Here is a 19,895-nt window from a genome sequence, read left to right as displayed (position 1 = left end):
CCCGGCCCCGCGCCGGGCCGGCCCGCCACCGGAGGAGTCGCCCAGCTCACTGGGTACGATGGGACGACGCGCCGGCACCGTGGCGCGTTCCGGTGCCCGCCCGCGCCACCTCGCTGAAGCCCATCCGAGCAGCTCAGGGGAGCAATCGTGGAAAATTCGCCCAGCACCGACCTTCCGGCCGGCGCCGAGCACGCCGAGCTGGGCGGCCACCTGCCCGAGCTGCCGGCCGGCTCGGCCCGGGTGGTTCCACTCGGGCTCACCTTCGACGACGTGCTGCTGCAGCCGGGCGAGTCGGACGTGGTTCCCAGCCGGGTGAACACCCGTACCCGGCTCACCCGCACGATCGAACTGACCATCCCGCTGCTCTCCAGCGCCATGGACACCGTCACCGAGGCGCGGATGGCGATCGCCATGGCCCGCCAGGGCGGCATCGGCGTGCTGCACCGCAACCTGTCCCTGGAGGACCAGGCCCTCCAGGTCGACCTGGTCAAGCGCTCCGAGTCCGGCATGATCACCAATCCGGTGACCGCCAGCCCGAACGACACCCTGCGCGAGGTCGACGAGCTCTGCGGCCGGTACCGGATCTCCGGTGTGCCGGTGGTGGACGGGGACGGCCAGCTCGTCGGCATCGTCACGAACCGCGACATGCGCTTCGTCTCCGAGCCGGACACGCCGGTGCACGAGATCATGACGCGTACGCCGCTGGTCACCGCTCGGGTCGGGGTGAGCAAGGACGAGGCGCTGGACCTGCTGCGCCGGCACAAGGTCGAGAAGCTGCCGATCGTCGACGACTCGGGCCGCCTGCGTGGGCTGATCACCGTCAAGGACTTCACCAAGAGCGAGCAGTACCCGGACGCCACCAAGGACGACGCCGGTCGGCTGCGGGTGGCCGCCGCGATCGGTGTCGGCGAGGACGCGTACAAGCGGGCCCGCACCCTGGTCGACGCGGGCGTGGACGTGCTGATCGTGGACACCGCGCACGGCCACCAGCGGGCGGTGCTGGACATGGTCCGCCGGCTCAAGAAGGACGTGACGATCGACATCGTGGGCGGCAACGTGGCCACGTACGCCGGCGCGAAAGCGCTGGTCGAGGCCGGTGCCGACGGCGTGAAGGTCGGCGTGGGGCCGGGCGCGATCTGCACCACCCGGATCGTCGCCGGGGTCGGCGTGCCGCAGATCACCGCGATCATGGAGGCCGCCCGGGCGGCCCGTCCGGCCGGCGTGCCGGTGATCGGCGACGGCGGCATTCAATACTCGGGCGACATCGCCAAGGCGCTGGTGGCCGGCGCCGACACGGTGATGCTCGGCAGCCTGCTGGCCGGCTGCGAGGAGAGCCCCGGCGAGCTGATCTTCGTCAACGGCAAGCAGTACAAGGCGTACCGCGGGATGGGCTCGCTCGGCGCGATGCAGTCCCGGGGCCAGGCCAAGTCGTACAGCAAGGACCGCTACTTCCAGCAGGACGTGCTCAGCGACGACAAGCTCGTGCCCGAGGGCGTCGAGGGTCAGGTGCCCTACCGGGGGCCGCTCTCGCGGGTGGCCCACCAGCTGGTCGGCGGGCTGCGCCTGGCGATGGGGTACGCCGGTGCGGAGAACATCCCCGATCTGCACCACCGCGGCCAGCTCATCCGGATCACCGCGGCCGGGCTCAAGGAGAGCCACCCGCACGACATCCAGATGACCGTCGAGGCGCCCAACTACCACACCCGCTGACCATCCCCCAACAACCTGGAGTCCCCCATGCGTGACGTGGTCGAGATCGGGCTGGGCAAGACCGCGCAGCGCGGCTACCACCTGGACGACATCGCCATCGTGCCGAGCCGCCGGACCCGGGACGTCGACGACGTCTCCACCGCGTGGCAGCTGGACGCGTACCCGTTCGGCATCCCGTGCGTCGGGCACCCCTCGGACGCCACGATGAGCCCGGCCTCGGCCGTCCGGCTCGGTGAGCTCGGCGGCCTCGGCGTGCTCAACGTCGAGGGGCTGTGGACCCGCTACGAGAACCCGACCAAGGTGCTGGAGGAGCTGGCCGGCCTCGACGAGGACGCCCGCGCCACCAAGCGGCTCCAGGAGGTGTACGCCGAGCCGATCCGCCCGGATCTGATCGCTGAGCGGGTCCGCGAGCTGCGCGCCGGTGGCGGCACGGTGGCGGTGCGGGTGTCCCCGCAGCACACCCTGGCGCTGGCTCCGGTGATCCTGGACGCCGGAGTGGACATCCTGGTCATCCAGGGCACCATCGTCTCGGCCGAGCACGTGTCGACCACCGACGAGCCGCTGAACCTCAAGGAGTTCATCGCCGACCTCGACCTGCCGGTGATCGTCGGCGGCTGCACGGACTACAAGACCGCGCTGCACCTGATGCGTACCGGTGCGGCCGGCGTGATCGTGGGCATCGGTGGCGACGAGTGGTCGACCACGGAATCGGTGCTGGGCATCCGGGTGCCGATGGCGACCGCGATCGCCGACGCCGCGGCGGCCCGCCGGGACTACCTCGACGAGACCGGCGGCCGGTACGTGCACCTGATCGCCGACGGCGACATCCAGACCTCGGGTGACATCGCCAAGGCGCTCGGCTGCGGCGCGGACGCGGTGATGCTCGGGGAGCCGCTGTCGCTCTGCGAGGAGGCGCCCGCCGGTGGTGCCTGGTGGCACTCGGCGGCCAGTCACCCGTCGCTGCCCCGGGGCGCGTTCGAGGTCGCCGGTGAGCCGATCGGCTCGATGGAGCAGCTGCTCTTCGGGCCGGCCGACGAGGCCGACGGCCAGCTGAACCTGTTCGGCGGGCTGCGCCGGGCGATGGCCAAGTGCGGTTACCGCGACCTCAAGGAGTTCCAGAAGGTCGGGCTGGTCCTCGACCGCTGACCTGTCTCCCGTACGCCGGAAGGCCGGCCCCGCCACGCTGCGGGGCCGGCCTTCGTCGTACCGGGGGCGTCAGCCCTCGGTGAACTCGGGCCGCGCCGGCGTCACTTCTTGAGGTAAATGGTCAGGTCGGACATGTTGCGGTAGCTGGTCGCCGCGAAGTCGAGCGACTGGCCCCGGTTGGCGGCGCCGCCGGGGGCGGTGTCCATCTCCCAGTTGGCGTGGTGGAAGTCCCGCTCGCCGATGGTCTGGAAGAACTGCTGGAAGTTGAGGTCGCCCTCGCCCAGCGGGGTCATCTGGTAGCCGTTGGGCACGCTGGTGTCCCGGTCGCCGTCCTTGGCGTGGAAGAGCGGGAATCGGGTGGTCCGGTCGGCCACGGTGAGGATCGGGTCGAACAGGTCGGTCACCTCGCGGCCCGCCGGGTCGACGTACTTCTGGTGCTTGTAGCGGGCCACGTAGGCCCAGTAGATGTCGAGCTCGAAGAAGACGTACCGGGGGTCGGTCCTGCCGAAGAAGTACTCCAGCCGCCGGACGCCGGAGGAGCGGGTGGGTCGGCCCTGGTCGTCCAGCGGACCGGAGTCGAGCAGGAAGCTGTACGCGACGTCGTGGTTGTGCGTGTAGAGCCGCATGCCCCGGGCCCGGGCCTGCCGGCCCAGCTCGTTCCAGGTGTCGGCGGCGGCGTCCCAGTCGGCCTTGTACGCGCTGTTGGTCGGGTCGCTGCCGGTGCCGATGTTCTTCATGCCGAGTTCCTCGGCGATGTCCAGCTGCTGCTGGAAGGTGGCCGCCTGGATCGAGGCGTGGGTGCCGTTGGCCACCAGGCCGTTGTCGTCGAGGATCTTGCGGATCTCGCGGGGCGTGATCTGCCGGCCGAGGATGTCGGTGCTCTGGGTGTAGCCCGCGAACTCAATCTCCTTGTAGCCGATCTCGGCGAGCCGGGCGAGAACCCGCTCGAAGCCGTACGGCACGCCGCTGTCGTCGGGCGCGGCGGTGATCCGGTCCCGGACGCTGTAGAGGATGATGCCGCGGTTCCTCGACGGGATCAGCGGTTCGACCCGAAGCCTGCTCTTCCCCTTGTCCTTGCGGTGGGCGAGCGCCGGGGTGCCGGTGGCGAGGACCGGCAGGCCGGCCGCGCCGAGTGCGGCGGCCGCGCCGGCGGACGCGGCGAGCAGTGACCGACGGCTGAGCCGGCCGGGAGAGGAGGCGTCGGGTGCGGTGTGGTCTGGCATCTGTTCCACCTTTCGCGACGGCGGTTGCCGTCGATGTCGATCAGCAGACGTGCGACGAGGGTCAGGTCGCGGGGCGCCGCCGAGTGACCGTTCCGCATTCCCGGCGGCCGGGAGCGTGCGGGTGCCGCGAGGTCGAAGGGGCAGGTCCACGCCGCCGTCACGGCGGGTGGCAAGGGACGGTCGTCCCGTTCAAGCGCGACCGGCGTGAATGTTCCGAACGCATTACATCTTGGTGACAGACAGTAACGTCGATCGAAGCCGAAAGAAAGTATTGATCAGAGCCAACTTTTGTTTGATTCAACGAAAGCAGCTGATGGTCTTCGATACCGGCTTCCCGCCCGGTGGTGCTGGCTAGGCTCGTCGTGACCCGGGAGGCCGCAGGAGGAGTGTGCATGGTCGTGACCGGACGGACATCGGCCCGCCGCCGGCTCGCCGCCGCCGTCACCGCGCTGACCTGTGCGATCGCGGTGGCCACGGCCGGCTGCACCCACGACGACGACGGGTTCCGGCCCGGTGCCGCCGACGCCGGAGACCCGTACGTCCCGGGCCGTGGCAACGGCGGCTACGACGTCACGCACTACGGCCTGGACGTCCGCTACGACCCGGCGACCGACCGGCTGACCGGCCGGGCCGCCATCACGGCGACGGCCACCCAGGACCTGTCCCGGTTCAACCTGGACCTGGCCGGGCTCGAGGTCAGCGCGATCACCGTCGACGACGCCCCCGCCGAGCACCGCCGCGACGACGGCGAGCTGGTGGTGACACCGCCCGCCGGGCTGCCGCGCGGCCGGGCGTTCACGGTCGCGGTGGAGTACGCGGGCGTGCCCACCGCCATCGCCGACGGGGAGCTGGGCAGCGGCGGTTTCCTGCACACCGCCGACGGAGCGGTCGCCCTGGGCCAGCCGGACTCCGCCGCCACCTGGTTTCCGGTCAACGACCACCCGTCCGACAAGGCCAGCTACGACCTCGCGGTGACCGTCCCGGACGGCCTGTCGGTGCTGAGCAACGGGGTGCCCGGGCCGAAGAGCAGCGCCGACGGCTGGACCACCTGGCGTTGGTCGGAGCGCACACCGATGGCCAGCTACCTGACCACGCTGGTGATCGGCGACTACCGGGTGGTGAGCGGCAGTCACGCCGGCCGGCCGATGGTCACCGCGGTGGCGGCGAGCATTCCGGCGACCGGTGGCGCGGCCGACTCGTTGGCCCGTACCGGCGAGATCGTCGACTTCCTGGCCAGCCGCTTCGGCCCGTACCCGTTCGACTCGTACGGCGGGATCGTCGTCGCCGACGACCGGATCGGCTACGCGCTGGAGACCCAGTCCCGCCCGGTCTACGGGCCCGCCTTCTTCGACGACGACCGGCCCAACCCGGGTGTGGTCGCGCACGAGCTGGCCCACCAGTGGTTCGGCGACAGCGTCTCGCTCAGCAGGTGGGGCGACATCTGGCTCAACGAGGGCTTCGCCAGCTACGCCGAGTGGCTGTGGGAGGAGCACGACGGCGGTCGCACCGCGCAGCGCAACTTCGAGCTCCAGTACGCGGCGACCGACTGGTCGCAGCCGTCGGTCGAGCCGGGCCGGGAACGGATGTTCGGGACCGCCGTCTACAAACGCGGAGCGCTCGCCGTGCATGCGCTGCGCCGGACCGTCGGAGACGACACCTTCTTCCGCATCCTGCGTACCTGGACCGCCGAGCGGGCCGGGGGCAACGCCACCACCTCCGACTTCGTCGCGCTGGCCGAGCGGGTGGCGAACCGGCAGCTGCGCCCACTCTTCGACGCGTGGTTGGTGGGCGGTGCGGCACCCACCCTGCCGTGACGGGGCCGTGATGGTCGGTCGATAGGCTGCCGCCCTGCGGCCGGCGGGCGGACGCCGTTCGCGTGGGGCGGCGCAGGCCGCCGCCGTACGGGGGAGGGCTCGTGATGTGGGTGACGAGGCACAGGCTGCGGGTGTCTGCCGGTCTGCTGGTGACCGCGGCGCTCGTACTGTCCGGATGCGACTCTTCGACCCCGGAGGCGGCGCCGCCCATAGGTGCCTCCCCGACGCCGTCGCGGACGTTCGCCCCCGGCGCGGCCGGGGTCGGTGACGCCTACTTCCCCACCTACGGCAACGGCGGCTACGACGTCGGCCGGTACACCGTCAAGGTGCGTTACGACCCGGCGAAGGACCAGCTGACCGGCAAGGTCACGGTGCAGGCCACCGCGACCGCCGACCTGTCGGCGTTCAACCTCGACCTGGCCGGCCTGACCGTCAGGACGGTCACCGTGGACGGCGCCCCGGCCACCCACACCCGGCAGAAGAACGAACTGGTGATCAAGCCGGCCGCCGGCCTGATCAACGGCAACGGATTCGTCGCCGAGATCGGGTACGAGGGGCAGCCGAAGCCGTTGAAGAACGAGGTGCTCGGCGACGGCGGGTTCCTGCACACCTCGGACGGTGCCATCGCGCTGGGCCAACCCGAGTCGGCGAGCACCTGGTTCCCGGTCAACGACCACCCCTCGGACAAGGCGGCGTACGACTTCGAGATCACCGTCCCGGACGGTGTGACCGCTGTCAGCAACGGCGTACCGGGTGGCAAGACCAGCAAGGACGGCTGGACCACCTGGAAGTGGTCGGAGAAGTCGCCGATGGCCAGCTACCTGAGCACGCTGGTGATCGGCAAGTTCCGGATCACCACCTCCGAGCACAAGGGAAGGCCGGTGTACAGCGCGGTCACCACGAAGGTGGCCAAGGGTGCGGCGGACGCCTCGATCGCGAAGACCGTCAAGGTGGCCGACTACCTGGAGAGCGTGTTCGGGCCCTACCCGTTCGACGCGTACGGCGGTGTGGTGGTCTCCGACAGCCGGATCGGCTACGCGCTGGAGACCCAGAGCCGCCCGGTCTACTCCGCCGCCTTCTTCCGGCAGGGCGAGAACACCGAGGTGGTCGCGCACGAACTGGCCCACCAGTGGTTCGGCGACAGCGTGGCGCTGGCCAAGTGGGAGGACATCTGGCTCAACGAGGGCTTCGCCACGTACGCGGAGTGGCTCTGGGCCGAGCACACCAGGGAGTACACCGCCGAGCAGGCGTTCGACAGCCGGTACGCCCAGGTGCCGGCGCAGGTGTGGACGACGCCGCCCGGCAAGCCCGGGGTGAAGGGGCTGTTCAGCGAGTCGGTCTACCAGCGCGGCGGGATGACCCTGCACGCGCTGCGGGTCGCCGTCGGCGACAAGGCGTTCTTCGAGATCGTCAAGACCTGGGCGGCGGAGAAGCGCAACGGCACCGCCACCACCGCCGAATTCGTGGCGCACGCCGAGCGCATCTCCGGCAAGCAACTCGACAAGGTCTTCGACGCCTGGCTCTACGGCACGAAGAAGCCTCCCACCCCCAAGCCCCTCTGATCCCGCCACGGTCCCCGCGATCCGGTCAGATCGCGGGGACCCCGGGTCAGGTCTTGACGCGCAGCGTGGGGTGGGCGGACAGATAGGCGTCGGCGCGGCCGGCGCGCAGCTCGGAGATGAACTTCCGGCCGACGCTGGTGAGCTGTTCGCCGCGGTAGGCGCTGCCCTTGCCGACGCCAGAGCCGGGCAGGCCGACCAGCACGAACCGGTCCTCCGGCACCCCGCCCAGCGCGTACGCCAGGTCCACGATGCGGCGACCGCCCACGTAGACCAGGGTGTCGCCCAGTGCGGCGACCACCTGGTCGACCCGCTCCGGCTGCCGGGCCAGGCCCTCGTCCAGGATCTTGCGGGTCAGCGCCCGGATCAGCTGCTGCTGGTGGCGCTGCCGGGCGTAGTCGCCGCCGGTGATGTAGCGCTGCCGCGCGTAGTCCAGCGCCTGCCAGCCGTTGAGGTGCCGGTCGCCCTTCTCGTAGACCATCTGCGGTCCGGTGTACCCGCCCGGGGCGCTCTCCCGGTACTTGCCGTCGGGCCGACGGTGCAGTGAGGCGACCCGCTGGTCGACGTAGATGTCCACCCCACCCAGGGCGGTCACCAGCCGGTCGAACCCGGTGAAGGTGAGCACCGCGCCAGCGTCGATGCGCAGGCCGGTGTACCCGCTGACCGTGCTGCGCAGCAGCTCGTACCCCTGGGCGGTGCTCGGCTGTTTGGGCTTGCCCGGCACCCGGCTGCCGAAGCTCATCGCGTGGGTGAGCTTGGTCTTGCCGCCGGCGTAGTCGGCCTTCGGGAACGCCGGGATGTCCACCAGCAGGTCGCGGGGGAGCGAGAAGAGGTACGCCCGGCCCAGTCCCTTGGGCACGTGCAGCACCAGCACGGAGTCGGCGTGCGGCTCCCAGCCGGGCACGCTGACCCGGGTGTCCACCCCGACCAGCAGCAGGTTCAGTGGTCCGGTGATGTTGGCGCCCGGCGGCGGCCCGGTCGGGCTGGGGCTGGGCGTGCCGGCCGGCAGCGCGCTCGGCGAGCCGGCCGGTGCCGAACGGTCCGGCGTGTCGTCGCCGGTCAGCCGGGTGACCACCACCGCCCCGGCCGCGACCAGCGCGACGATGGCGAGGGCCGCCAGCCCCAGCAGCAGCCACCGCCGGCGTGGTGCCATCGATCCGAGAACCATCTTCGAATTCCCTTCCACCCGTATCCGGAACAACGCTCCGACGGGTGCTCCGGGTTGCGGCCGGAAGGCACCGGGTCGGTCGGCCGGAGCATGATCGCGCGAAACTGCCGCTGGCGCGAGCGCTACTCACCGGTAATGATGCGTTCATGCGGTACGACGTGATCGTCATCGGGTCCGGCTTCGGCGGCAGCGTCACCGCGCTCCGGCTGGCTGAGAAGGGCTACTCGGTCGGCGTGCTGGAAGCGGGCCGACGGTTCGCCGACGACGAGTTCCCGCAGACGTCGTGGCGGGCCCGCCGGTTCCTGTGGGCGCCGAAGCTGGGCTGCTACGGCATCCAGCGGATCACCCTGCTCCGTCCGGCCGACCGGCGATCCGGCGGCGGTGTGCTGGTGCTCTCCGGAGCCGGCGTGGGCGGCGGTTCGCTGGTCTACGCGAACACCCTCTACGAGCCGCTGCCAGCCTTCTACAGCGATCCGCAGTGGCGGGACATCACCGACTGGCGCGACGAGCTGGCCCGCCACTACGACCAGGCGAAGCGGATGCTCGGCGTCACCACGTACCCGGTGGACACCGGAGCGGACCGGGCCATGCGGGCGGTGGCCGAGCGGATGGGGGTGGGGCACACCTTCCACGCCACCCCGGTCGGCGTGCACATCGGCCGCCCCGGCCAGCGGGCCGCCGACCCGTACTTCGGCGGCGCCGGCCCGGAGCGCACCGGCTGCCTGCACTGCGGCTCGTGCATGACGGGTTGCCGGCACGGGGCGAAGAACACCCTGGTCAAGAACTATCTCTGGCTCGCCGAGCGGCTGGGCGCCACGGTGCACCCGCTGACCACGGTGACCGCCGTCCGGCCGGCCGCCGGCGGCGGGTACGAGGTGCACACCCTCCGCACCGGGGCCTGGCTGCGTCGCCGTCACCAGGTGATCCAGGCCGACGAGGTGGTCTTCGCGGCCGGGGCGCTCGGCACCCAACGGCTGCTGCACGAGATGAAGGCCGATGGGGCGTTGCCGGGGCTCTCGCCGCGCCTGGGCGAGCTGACCCGGACCAACTCGGAGGCGATCCTGGGGGCCTCGGTGCCGCGCCAGCGTGCCCGGTCCGAGCGGCTGGACTTCACCGAGGGGGTGGCGATCACCAGCTCGTTCCACCCCGACCCGCAGACGCACGTCGAGCCGGTCCGCTACGGACGCGGTTCCAACGCGATGGGGTTGCTCCAGTCGCTGCTGGTCGACGGGGGTCCGCACCGGGTCCGGCGCTGGCTGGGCAGCATCGTGCGGCAGCCCGGGCTGGCCGCCGGCATGCTCTCGGTGCGTGGCTGGTCGGAGCGCACGGTGATCGCCCTGGTGATGCAGTCGGTGGACAACTCCCTGACCACCCGGTGGCGGCGTGGCGCGCTCGGCCGCCGGCTGGTCACCGGCCCGGGCCACGGCGCGCCCAACCCGACCTGGATCCCGGCCGGCAACACCGCGGCCCGGCTGCTCGCCGAGGAGATCGGCGGTACGCCCGGCGGCTCGCTCACCGAGCCGTTCGACATCCCGGTGACCGCGCACATCCTGGGCGGGGCGGCGATCGGGGCCACCCCGGCGGACGGGGTGATCGACCCCTACCATCGGGTGTACGGGCACCCGGGGCTGCACGTGGTGGACGGCGCGGCGGTCTCGGCCAACCTCGGCGTCAACCCATCGCTGACGATCACCGCGCAGGCTGAGCGGGCCATGTCCCTCTGGCCCAACAGGGACCACCCCGACCCGCGACCCCCGCTCGGCAGCCCGTACCGCCGGGTGGACCCGGTCGCACCGCACAACCCCGCCGTCCCGGCGGACGCTCCCGCCGCCCTGCGCCCCTGACCCACCCCGGCGGCGCGCTGGGGGCGAGCCGGTGCCGGGGGCGGCGGTGACTGTCGGTAGGCTTTGTGCACATGAGCCTGCCTCGCCCCGTCCTCGTGGTGGACTTCGGAGCCCAGTACGCCCAGCTCATCGCCCGCCGGGTCCGCGAGGCGAACGTCTACTCGGAGATCGTGCCGCACTCGATGCCGGTCGCCGAGATGCTGGCGAAGAACCCGGCCGCGATCATCCTCTCCGGCGGCCCGTCCAGCGTCTATGCGCCGGACGCCCCGCAGATCGACGCCGGCGTGTTCACCGCCGACGTGCCGGTCTTCGGCATCTGCTACGGCTTCCAGGCGATGGCCCAGGCACTCGGTGGGACGGTCGCGAGGACGGGCAGCCGTGAGTACGGCGGCACGCCGCTGCGCCCCCGTCTCCTCGAGCCCGGCGTGCTGCTCCGCGACCTGCCGGCCGACCTGCCGGTCTGGATGAGTCACGGCGACTGCGTCACCGAGGCGCCCGAGGGCTTCACGGTGACCGCCGAGTCGGAGGGCGCGCCGGTGGCGGCGTTCGAGGACCTGGCCGGTCGCCGGGCGGGCGTGCAGTTCCATCCGGAGGTCGGGCACACCGCGCACGGCCAGGAGATGCTGACCCGCTTCCTGTACGACATCGCCGGCATCGAGCCGACGTGGACGGCCGAGAACATCATCGACGAGCAGGTGGCCCGGATCCGCGCCCAGGTCGGCGACAAGGAGGTCATCTGCGGCCTGTCCGGCGGGGTGGACTCGGCGGTCGCCGCCGCGCTGGTGCACAGGGCGGTCGGTGACCAGCTCACCTGTGTCTTCGTCGACCATGGCCTGCTGCGTGCCGGTGAGGCGGAGCAGGTCGAGAAGGACTACGTGGCGGCCACCGGCATCAAGCTGAAGGTGGTCGACGCGGCGGACCGGTTCCTGGGCGCGCTGGCCGGGGTGACCGATCCGGAGCAGAAGCGCAAGATCATCGGTCGGGAGTTCATCCGGGTCTTCGAGGCCGCCGCCCGCGAGATCGCCTCGCACGGCGATGTCGAGTTCCTGGTCCAGGGCACCCTCTACCCGGACGTGGTCGAGTCCGGCGGCGGCACGGGCACCGCCAACATCAAGAGCCACCACAACGTCGGCGGCCTTCCGGAGGACCTGAAGTTCGCGCTGGTCGAGCCGCTGCGCACGCTGTTCAAGGACGAGGTCCGCGCGCTCGGCCTGGAGCTGGGCCTGCCCGAGGCGATGGTCTGGCGGCACCCGTTCCCGGGCCCCGGCCTGGCCATCCGGATCATCGGCGCGGTCGACCGGGAGCGTCTCGACCTGCTGCGCCGGGCCGACCTGATCGCCCGGGAGGAGCTGACCGCGGCCGGCCTGGACCGCGGCGTCTGGCAGTTCCCGGTGGTGCTGCTCGCCGATGTGCGCAGCGTCGGCGTGCAGGGCGACGGGCGCAGCTACGGGCATCCCGTGGTGCTGCGCCCGGTCTCCAGCGAGGACGCGATGACCGCAGACTGGTCACGACTGCCCTACGAGGTGGTGGCCCGCATCTCCACCCGGATCACCAACGAGGTGGCCGAGGTGAACCGCGTGGTGCTGGACGTGACCAGCAAGCCGCCGGGCACCATCGAGTGGGAGTGAGCGCGCCTCACGCGGTCGGTGGATAGGACGGCGTCGGGGCGTACCCCGGGTCCGGCACGCCGGGCGCGGGCCCGGCGGTGGGCGGCGGGCCCTGCGGCGCGACGCCCGTCGGGTGCGGCCAGGCCGGCGCTCCGGTGGGCTCCTCGGGCATCAGGAACCACATGATCGGGTACGCGAACAGCGCCAACCCGCCGGTGAGCAGGCCGCTGACCGCGAAGATCACCCGGACCACGGTGGGGTCGACGGCGAAGTAGCGACCGAGGCCGCTGGCGACACCGGCCACCATGCGGTCGGTGGTGGGTCGCCGGAGCTGCTTGTACGGGGCGTGGGGAGCGGTGGTGGATGTCATGCCTCCACACTCCGCGCCGGTGCCCGGCCCGACCTCGGTGACCGCCCGGATCCTTACCCTGACCGATCCCTGATCGGGGTCAGACAGTCAGGAATCCGACTCTTTTCCGTTCCGGTAACCCGGCCCGGGGAGAATTTGCTTCCGTGACCACCTTGCTGGAGCCGCTCCGCAGGATCGCGGCATACGCAGTTTGTGCTGACCCAGACGGCCAAGTGTTGCTGGTCCGTGCATCGGAGCGCTCCGGCACACCCGGCACGTGGTCGCTGCCCGGTGGGGCGGTCGACCACGGCGAGGACCCGAACCACACGGTGGTCCGGGAGACCGCCGCCGAGACCGGCCTCTCGGTCGCCGTCTCGGGCCTGGCCGACGTGCTCGCCGACATGCGGGCCCTGCCGGAGCGCGGCATCACGATCCACACCGACCGGCTGATCTACCGGGTGGCGGTGCGCGGCGGCACCCTCGCAGACCGGGTCGGCGAGCGCCCCACCGATCTGGCCCGCTGGTACACCCTCGACGAGGCCCGGCAGCTTCCGCTGCGCTCGTTCACCGCGCGTGCCCTCGGTCTGCCCGCCTCCTCGGCCGACGTGGTGCCCGACGAGGCGCCGGAGTTCCCCTCCTTCTACGCGGTGCCCGGCCCGGACGGGCTGCACCGGGCGCAGCGCTTCGCCGCGTACGCGGTGTGCACCGATCCGGCCGGTCGGGTGCTGCTCACCCGCGTCTCCGACGGCTACCCGGGCGCCGGCTGCTGGCACCTGCCCGGCGGCGGCACCGACTACGGCGAGCAGCCGGGCGCGGCGCTGATCCGGGAGCTGGTCGAGGAGACCGGCCAGACCGGCCGACTGGTCGAGCTGCTCGGCGTGGCCAGTCACCGCGACGCGGCCTCGCTCGGCCCGGAGGGCTACCCGATCGACTGGCACGGGGTGCGTGCGTTCTACCGGGTGGTGGTCGACCAGCCCAACCCGTTGACGGTGGCCGACGTGGGCGGCTCCACCTGCGAGGCCCGCTGGTTCGCCCGCGAGGAGCTGGGCGCCCTCCCCACCCACCACCTCACCGAGGTGACCGCCGAAGCAGTCCAAGCCGCCCAACTCACCTAACCCGCTCCCTCCCTCTCCCACCCCCCTCCCCGGCCCCCCGGACCCGCCCATCCCTGCGTTGATCATGAAGTTATTGTCAGGACACGCCGAGATGGATGGCGATAACTTCATGATCGACGGGGGATGGCGGGGGATGGCGGGGATGGCGGGGAGCGGGATGGAGCTGCGGCGGGGTGTGGGGGTCTACGGGGTTCTGTGGGACTCGGGGCGCGTGTTGGTGGTGCGGGAGCGGGGTGGGGACGAAGGGCCGGAGGTTTGGCGGGTGCCCGGGGGTGCGGTGGCGCATGCCGAGCATCCGGAGCACGCGGTGGAGCGCGAGGTCGCCGGGCAGACCGGGCTGACCGTGACGGTGGACCGGCTGCGGGCGGCCGTCGCCGACGTGACCACCTACCCGGAGGACGGCATCGCCCTGCACACCGACCGGTTGGCGTTCGAGCTGAGCACGCGTGGTGGCACGCTGCGTGACGCCGGGGACGGCCCGACCGACCGGGCTCGCTGGGTCACCACCGCCGAGGCGGCCCGCCTCCCGCTGGCACCGTTCAGCGCCGAGCTGCTCGGCCTGCCGGTCACCCCGCTCCCGACCGGTGTCCACCGGCCCGCCGAGCCGTTCCCGCCGGCGCACCCCGACCGTCGGCTGCGCTTCGGGGCGTACGGGCTGGTCACCGATCCGGCCGGGCGGATCCTGCTCACCCAGATCGCGCACGGCTACCCGGGAGCGGGCAGGTGGCACCTGCCGGGTGGCGGCACCGATCACGGCGAGCAACCAACCACCGGGCTGCTCCGTGAGCTGGTCGAGGAGGGCGGTCAGCTGGGCCGGGTGGTGGAGCTGCTCGGCGTGGACAATCTGCACAACCCTGCCGCGCTCGGCCCGGAGGGTCGGCCGTTGGACTGGCATGGCGTCCGAGTGATCTATCGGGTGCTGGTGGACGTACCTACCGATGCGGTGGTCACCGAGTCTGCCGGCGGTTCGACGGCCCGAGCCGGCTGGTTCACCCCGGCCGAGGCCGCCGACCTGCCGTTGACCGGGATCGCTGCCTCGGCAATCGGACAGTCGGGTCGATAGCCCCACGCTCGGTGAGCCGAGATGGTGACCCTCCGGTACAGTCGATGGCGGGAATGATGGAGGAAACGGGCGATGAGGCCCGGCATGGGAACAAGAGTGCGGTTCGCGCGGTTTAAGCCAGATATAAGTACCGCCGGCAGCTATCGCCAAGTCCCGTTCCCCTATGCGATGGTGTACTCCGCAAAACGGCTGCCGGGCCACGCAAGGTCCGGCACGAGACAGCCGGACACCCGCCCCACGGCGGCAGCCGATCCGGTGATGGAGGAAACGTGCCGAGAGCCCTATGGCGCCGGCGTCGTACGACTGACAGTCCGCGCCCCGCCGGGCGTCGCTGGGCGGGCCGGTTGCGCCGCAGCAGCACGTTCGCCCGTCAGGTGCTGCTGGTCCGTGTGGGCCGCCGCGACGGCGACCTGCGGACCACCGACCTGGCGCTGCCCGAGCACCGGTACGCCGACCGGCAGCGCCGCCGCTACGGCCTGGACCGCCTCGGCCGCTCATCGCTCGACGTCAGGCGGTCGGAGATCGAGGCCGTCATGCCGGTCAGCCCGGCGCTGCCGCCGATGGCGCACGCCGACGAGGCTTCGGCCCGGTCGATCCCACTGCTCCCCGGCGAGCGCACAGTCGCCCGCCGGATGAAGTTCGGCCTGGTCAACGCGTGCACGCTGGCCAGCCTGATGCTCGGCATGCTCGCCATCTTCCAGGCCATGCAGGGTGAGGTGCGCCTCGCCGCGCTCTGCCTGATCGCCTGTGTCGCCTTCGACGGTCTGGACGGCGCACTGGCCCGCCGGCTCGGTGTGGCCAGCCCGTTCGGCGCACAGATGGACTCACTGGCCGACATGTGCTCGTTCGGTCTCGCCGCGCCGGTCGTGGTCTACGCCTCGCTCGCCGGCTCGGTGTCGACGGCCGCGGCGGCGGTGGCCTGCGCCCTGGTCGCAGCGTGTGCCGCGATCCGACTGGCCCGTTTCAACGTCTCGCCGAAGGACGGCCGCTTCTTCTGCGGGGTGCCCACCACCATGGCGGCCGCGGTGCTCGCCGTGACCGTCGCGATCGGTCTGCCCGTCCCCGGCCTCGTGCTGGTCGCCGGGGTGGCGCTGCTCGCCTTCGCGATGGTCTCCAGCTTCCCGTACGCCAAGCTCGCCCGGCTGGTCAAGCTGCCGCCGTGGCTCTGGCTGGCCCCGGTGATCGGCGCGCTGGTCGACATCCGGCTCACGTTCGCCCTGATCGTGGTGGGTTACCTGGTCAGCGGGCCGGTGCTCTGGCTGCGGCAGCGTCGTACCGCCTGATTCGCGCGCAAAGGAAACGGGGCGCCCGCCGACCGGCGGGCGCCCCGTTTCTCGTTGGACGGGGTCAGCGCCAGCGGGCGATGACCGTGGAACCCCCGACCACCTTGTCGCCCGGTCCGACCAGCGGCTCGGCGGCCTCGGCCGGCAGGTACACGTCGGTCCGGGAGCCGAACCTGATCAGCCCGAAGCGCTCGCCCTTCGCGAGCAGCGCGCCGATCGGCGCGCGCTGCACGATCCGGCGGGCGATCAGCCCGGTCCGCTGGGCGACCACCACCGTGCCGCGGCTGGTGTCCAGCACGGTGTACGCGGCCACGTTGTGCTCGGCGTCCGGCTTCATCGCGTTGACGAAGCCGCCGTCGGCGACGAAGTAGTCCACCACCTTGCCGGCGACCGGCGCCCGGTTGACGTGCACGTCCAGCACGGACAGGAAGACCGCGATCCGCAGCCACTCACCATCGCCGAAACGTTCGTCGTGCAGTCGCTGCACCGACAGGACCTGCCCGTCCGCGCTGGCGACCACGGCCGCCGGGTCCTCCGGCACGTCGCGCTGCGGGTCGCGGAAGAACGCGGCGACCGGCCCGGCGGCCAGCGCCGGCAACAGCCAGAGCTTGGACGACGGACGTGCCACCCGGGCCAGCACGGCCAGGCCCAGCGTGATGCCGGCCGCGGCCACCCCGTTGGAGTCGATGTGCATGCCACGGGTCAGCGGAACGCTCGACGGCCGGTGCGCCGGGGCCAACCGGTCGGCCGCGGCCGGGCTGGCCGCGGTGAACCGCAGCCGGTAGATCCGGACCGGCGGCGAGTTGCGCAGCACCAGGTCCGCGCCGACGCCGTAGAGGGCGTCCTGCCGGGCCAACTCGGCGGCGGCGCCGGTGGTCCGACCGGGCGTGGCGGCGGTGGCGACGTTCAGCACCGCGCCGTCGGCCAGGTGCTTGACCAGGGTCTCGATGGTGCCGCGGGTGTCCTCGGCGGTGCCGGTGAACGCCTCGCCGGCGATGACCACCCTGGCGACCTCCGCCTCGGCCAGCGAGTCGATCACGCGAACCCGGTCGGCGACCCACCGGCCCTGGGCGGTGACGTGCTCGCGCAGCACCGTGACGCCGGACGACTCGGCGGGTACCACGGTGAGCCGGTCACCGGGGAGCAGCGCCTCGATCGCCGCGGCCAGCACCGCGGACTCCGGGCTCGCGCCGACCAGGAGGGCGACCTTGGGATCGTTGATCCGGGCCAGCTCGGTGACGAGCGTACGGGCGGCTCGCTCGCCGATGCGGACCGGACCGGACCGACCGGTGGTACGCACGGCGGGGGACTGGGTCATGTCGGACGGGCTCCTGACGGGGTAGAGACGGGAATCGCGGCGGGGCCCGCCATGGCGGGACGGGCCGGCCGGCGGAGGCGAGATCTCCACCGCTCAGCATATGCGCCTGCCCGCGCCGGCCGCACCGCCGGAGCGGTGGAGAAGGCCGGCGCGGGCAGGCGCCGGGTCAGGGCTCGCGCCGCTGGTCGTCCCGCTCGTCCGCCGGGTGGTCGACCCGGGTCGGCTCGTCGGCCTCCGCCCCGGCCGGGCCGGCGAGGAGGCCGGTGGTCGGCTCGTCGCCCCCGTCGGCGCGCTGATCGGAGACCGGGGTGGTCTCCGGCTCCGACGGCGGGTGGGCCAGCCAGGCTGGGTGGATCACCTCGGCGGTCGGCGTCTCCGGTGCCCGCATCTCGGCCGTCGGCGTCTCCGGTGCCCGCATCTCGGTGGTCGTCTCCGCCACCGGTCCCGGTGTGGGAGCGTCCCAGGTGGAGCGTTCGGCGTCCCAGGACGGCAGGCCCGCGCCGGAGATCGGCGCGGACGCACCGGAGACCGGCACGGCGGACTCGGCGGGGACGGCGTCCTGAGCGGTCGGTCCCGGTTGGGCCGGCCGGCCGGAGCGCAGCGCGCCGACCAGCCCGAAGACTCCGATCAGGATCAGTGCGCCGGCCAGGAACCAGCCGACCGGCGGCAGTGCGAGCCCGAGCAGTTGGGCGAGCAGCCACCAGGCGGACAGCCCCAGGAACACCAACCCGAAGGCGAACGACACCAGGTCCGTACGGTGAGCCTTCACCGGGTCACCTCCAGGTTGCCGGCATTGACGTGGATGTACAGGCGCAGTGTCCCGCCCCCGGGTCCGTCCGCGCCCAGGTCGGTGGACTCGCGCAGGCGCCCGTCCAGCCCGCCGGACCGGTTGCCGAAGATGGTGGCGTCGCCCGCGTTGACGTCCGCCACCGTGGTGACGTCCACGTTCGGGGGCACGACCACGGTCGCCTGGCCGAAGTTGATCGCCACGGTCACCTGGCTGTCCCGCTTCGCGAAGTCGATCCCGCGCAGGTCGAGCACGGCGTCACCGAAGCTGTTCTCGTACCGGTCGGCGAGGTCGCGGTAGTCGGTGGGCGCCCAGGTGACCGCGCCGTCGACGCCGCGGATCCGGTCGTACGACTCGGCCACCGTGGCAGTTCCCAATGCGGCGGCGGTCACCAGGCCGAGCGCGATCAGCCAGCGGGCCCGGCCGAACCAGGTGCCGACCAGCAGCCCCAGCGCGATCGTGGCCAACGCGGCGGCGAAGTACGCCGAGGCGCCGACGTCGAAGACGTCCAGCAGGTCGAGCAGGGCGACGACGCCGAGTGCCAGAAAGATCAGCGAGAACGTCACCGCGCCGAGTGGCGACCGCTCCCGGGGTCGCTTCGGCGGCTTCGGCGGCTTCGGTGGCTTGCGCGGGGGGTACGCGGCCGGCGCGGCGTACGGCCCGTGCGGCGCGAACGGAGGGCGGTATCCGGCCGGTGCCGGTGGCGTGACCGGGTAGCCGGCAGCGGGCGCACCGGTCACCGGCGCCGACGGCCAACCCCCGCTGGGCGTGCCGGTGCTCGGCCAGCCCTGCGTGGTGGACGGTGGTGCCGGCCAGGCGGCCTGCGGCGCCGTCGTGGCGGCCGGGCCCCCGGACACCGGACCCACTCCGGACACCGGCTGCGCGCTGGTGACCGGCTGCGGGGCGGAAGCGGCCGGCGCGTCGTACACCGGGGCGTGCGGGGTCGGCGTCCCGCCCGGAGCCGCGCCGGCGTACGCCGGATCGCCGCTGGCCAGCGGTGCGGTCGCCAGCGGGCCGGTGGGCGGCACGGCGCCGGAGGCCGGCGCCGGCCAGGCGACCGGCGGGACGGGCCCGGGCGGCGTACCCATCGGCCCGGAGGGCGCCGCCCCACCGGGGACACCGGGCTGTGGCCCTCGGCTGTCCCGGTTGAGCAGTAGCGCACCGCCGATCAGGATGGCCGCCCCGAGCAGCACCGCGCGGAAGGCGTCGGTGACGATGTAGCCGAAGCTGGCCGCGACCAGGATGCCCAGGATGATCACGGTCACCGGCGACATGCTGGACCGGCCGCGTCCGAGCATGGACTCCACGGGGGACGCGGTGTCGCCCTCGTTGGGGATGATCAGCCAGGCGGCGACGTACACCAGGATGCCGATGCCGCCGAAGAACCCGAGCACCGCGAGCAGCACCCGCCAGAGCACCGGATCGGTGTTGGTGGCTCGTCCGATGGCCGCGCAGACCCCGGCCAGGTAGCGCCCCTCACGCGGCCGGACCAGCCCGTACCGCGAGGTGAAGCCGGCCCCGCCCAGCGGCGGCGCCGACGGCCCGGGACCACCCGGCCCGGGTGGCGTACCCCCGGCCCCGCCCGCCCCGTAGCCGGTGCCGGCCGCGTACCCGGCGCCGTAGCCGGCGCCGGGCCCGTAGCCCGCGCCGCCGGGCCCGTAGCCGCTGTCCGGAGCGCCCGGTGTGGGGTCGGCGGCCGGACCCGCGTCGAAGCCGGTGGTGGCGCCGGTGGGCGGGCCGAACTGGGTGGGCTCGGCCCAGCCGGCGGGTGTCGCGGCTGGTGAGGGCGGTGATGAACCGCCCGGCTGTGCCGACCCGGGTCGGGGCGGCGGGGCAGCTTCCTCGGTCATGCCTCGATCCTGCTGCCAGGTGGGCCCGAGCGACCTCAGGACCCGACCCTGACCCCACC

At 72.7% G+C, this 19,895-nt stretch carries 15 protein-coding genes; 9 read left to right on the top strand and 6 right to left on the bottom strand.

Annotation, left to right across the window (positions count from 1 at the left end; genetic code table 11):
• The first annotated feature begins 147 nt into the window (after positions 1–147).
• On the top strand, positions 148–1,710 hold the full coding sequence (gene guaB / locus ABZU69_RS13875; protein WP_354964719.1) for an IMP dehydrogenase: 1,563 nt from the start codon (positions 148–150) through the stop codon (positions 1,708–1,710).
• A gap of 27 nt (positions 1,711–1,737) precedes the next feature.
• Positions 1,738–2,856: a GuaB3 family IMP dehydrogenase-related protein gene (locus ABZU69_RS13870; protein WP_354964718.1), complete on the top strand. Its 1,119-nt coding sequence runs from the start codon at positions 1,738–1,740 to the stop codon at positions 2,854–2,856.
• A 101-nt stretch (positions 2,857–2,957) separates the two neighbouring features.
• Here ABZU69_RS13870 and ABZU69_RS13865 read toward each other — a convergent pair whose 3' ends face one another.
• Positions 2,958–4,079 (bottom strand): sugar phosphate isomerase/epimerase, encoded by a 1,122-nt coding sequence (locus tag ABZU69_RS13865; protein WP_354964717.1) that lies wholly within the window; start codon positions 4,077–4,079, stop codon positions 2,958–2,960.
• A 392-nt stretch (positions 4,080–4,471) separates the two neighbouring features.
• Between ABZU69_RS13865 and ABZU69_RS13860 the strand changes: the two genes are divergently transcribed.
• Positions 4,472–5,893: a M1 family metallopeptidase gene (locus ABZU69_RS13860; protein ID WP_354964716.1), complete on the top strand. Its 1,422-nt coding sequence runs from the start codon at positions 4,472–4,474 to the stop codon at positions 5,891–5,893.
• Positions 5,894–5,997: 104 nt separating this feature from the next.
• A complete protein-coding gene (locus ABZU69_RS13855) occupies positions 5,998–7,455 on the top strand; it encodes a M1 family metallopeptidase (RefSeq protein ID WP_354964715.1) in 1,458 nt (485 codons plus the stop codon).
• A gap of 46 nt (positions 7,456–7,501) precedes the next feature.
• On the opposite strand, the gene ABZU69_RS13850 is transcribed toward ABZU69_RS13855, so the two are convergent.
• Positions 7,502–8,620 carry an LCP family protein gene (locus tag ABZU69_RS13850; RefSeq protein ID WP_354964714.1) on the bottom strand — a complete coding sequence of 373 codons (1,119 nt, stop codon included), beginning with the start codon at positions 8,618–8,620 and terminating at the stop codon, positions 7,502–7,504.
• 146 nt (positions 8,621–8,766) lie between these two features.
• Here ABZU69_RS13850 and ABZU69_RS13845 point away from each other — a divergent pair, with 146 nt between their 5' ends.
• Positions 8,767–10,464, top strand: coding sequence for a GMC family oxidoreductase (locus ABZU69_RS13845; RefSeq protein WP_354964713.1), 1,698 nt, complete (start codon positions 8,767–8,769; stop codon positions 10,462–10,464).
• A gap of 71 nt (positions 10,465–10,535) precedes the next feature.
• Entirely contained in the window at positions 10,536–12,092 is a 1,557-nt protein-coding gene (gene guaA / locus ABZU69_RS13840; RefSeq protein WP_354964712.1) for a glutamine-hydrolyzing GMP synthase, read from the top strand.
• Between the two features lie 7 nt (positions 12,093–12,099).
• Here guaA and ABZU69_RS13835 read toward each other — a convergent pair whose 3' ends face one another.
• On the bottom strand, positions 12,100–12,441 hold the full coding sequence (locus tag ABZU69_RS13835; protein ID WP_354964711.1) for a PspC domain-containing protein: 342 nt from the start codon (positions 12,439–12,441) through the stop codon (positions 12,100–12,102).
• A 143-nt stretch (positions 12,442–12,584) separates the two neighbouring features.
• Here ABZU69_RS13835 and ABZU69_RS13830 point away from each other — a divergent pair, with 143 nt between their 5' ends.
• From ABZU69_RS13830 to ABZU69_RS13820, 3 genes are all read left to right on the top strand, one after another.
• The gene (locus ABZU69_RS13830) at positions 12,585–13,535 is read left to right on the top strand and encodes an NUDIX hydrolase (protein WP_354964710.1); all 951 of its coding nucleotides are present in this window, start codon (positions 12,585–12,587) and stop codon (positions 13,533–13,535) included.
• 157 nt (positions 13,536–13,692) lie between these two features.
• Positions 13,693–14,598, top strand: a complete 906-nt coding sequence (locus ABZU69_RS13825; RefSeq protein ID WP_354964882.1) for an NUDIX domain-containing protein — start codon at positions 13,693–13,695, stop codon at positions 14,596–14,598.
• 344 nt (positions 14,599–14,942) lie between these two features.
• A complete protein-coding gene (locus ABZU69_RS13820) occupies positions 14,943–15,881 on the top strand; it encodes a CDP-alcohol phosphatidyltransferase family protein (RefSeq protein WP_354964881.1) in 939 nt (312 codons plus the stop codon).
• 64 nt (positions 15,882–15,945) lie between these two features.
• Here the strand turns inward: ABZU69_RS13820 and ABZU69_RS13815 are convergent, their stop codons facing one another.
• The 3 genes from ABZU69_RS13815 to ABZU69_RS13805 form a co-directional block, all read right to left on the bottom strand.
• Positions 15,946–17,199 (bottom strand): phosphatidylserine decarboxylase, encoded by a 1,254-nt coding sequence (locus ABZU69_RS13815; protein ID WP_354964709.1) that lies wholly within the window; start codon positions 17,197–17,199, stop codon positions 15,946–15,948.
• A gap of 166 nt (positions 17,200–17,365) precedes the next feature.
• A complete protein-coding gene (locus tag ABZU69_RS13810) occupies positions 17,366–17,968 on the bottom strand; it encodes a hypothetical protein (protein WP_354964888.1) in 603 nt (200 codons plus the stop codon).
• Complete coding sequence (locus ABZU69_RS13805) at positions 17,965–19,836, bottom strand: PspC domain-containing protein (protein ID WP_354964708.1); 1,872 nt, start codon at positions 19,834–19,836, stop codon at positions 17,965–17,967. The genes ABZU69_RS13810 and ABZU69_RS13805 overlap by 4 nt, the downstream gene beginning before the upstream one ends.
• Between the last annotated feature and the right edge of the window lie 59 nt (positions 19,837–19,895).

It is taken from the genome of Micromonospora sp. NPDC005206 (genome assembly GCF_040608175.1).
In the GTDB taxonomy this organism is placed as follows: Bacteria; Actinomycetota; Actinomycetes; order Mycobacteriales; family Micromonosporaceae; genus Micromonospora.
Note: the sequence above shows the minus strand (reverse complement) of the source record. Positions and strands in the feature narration are given on the sequence as shown.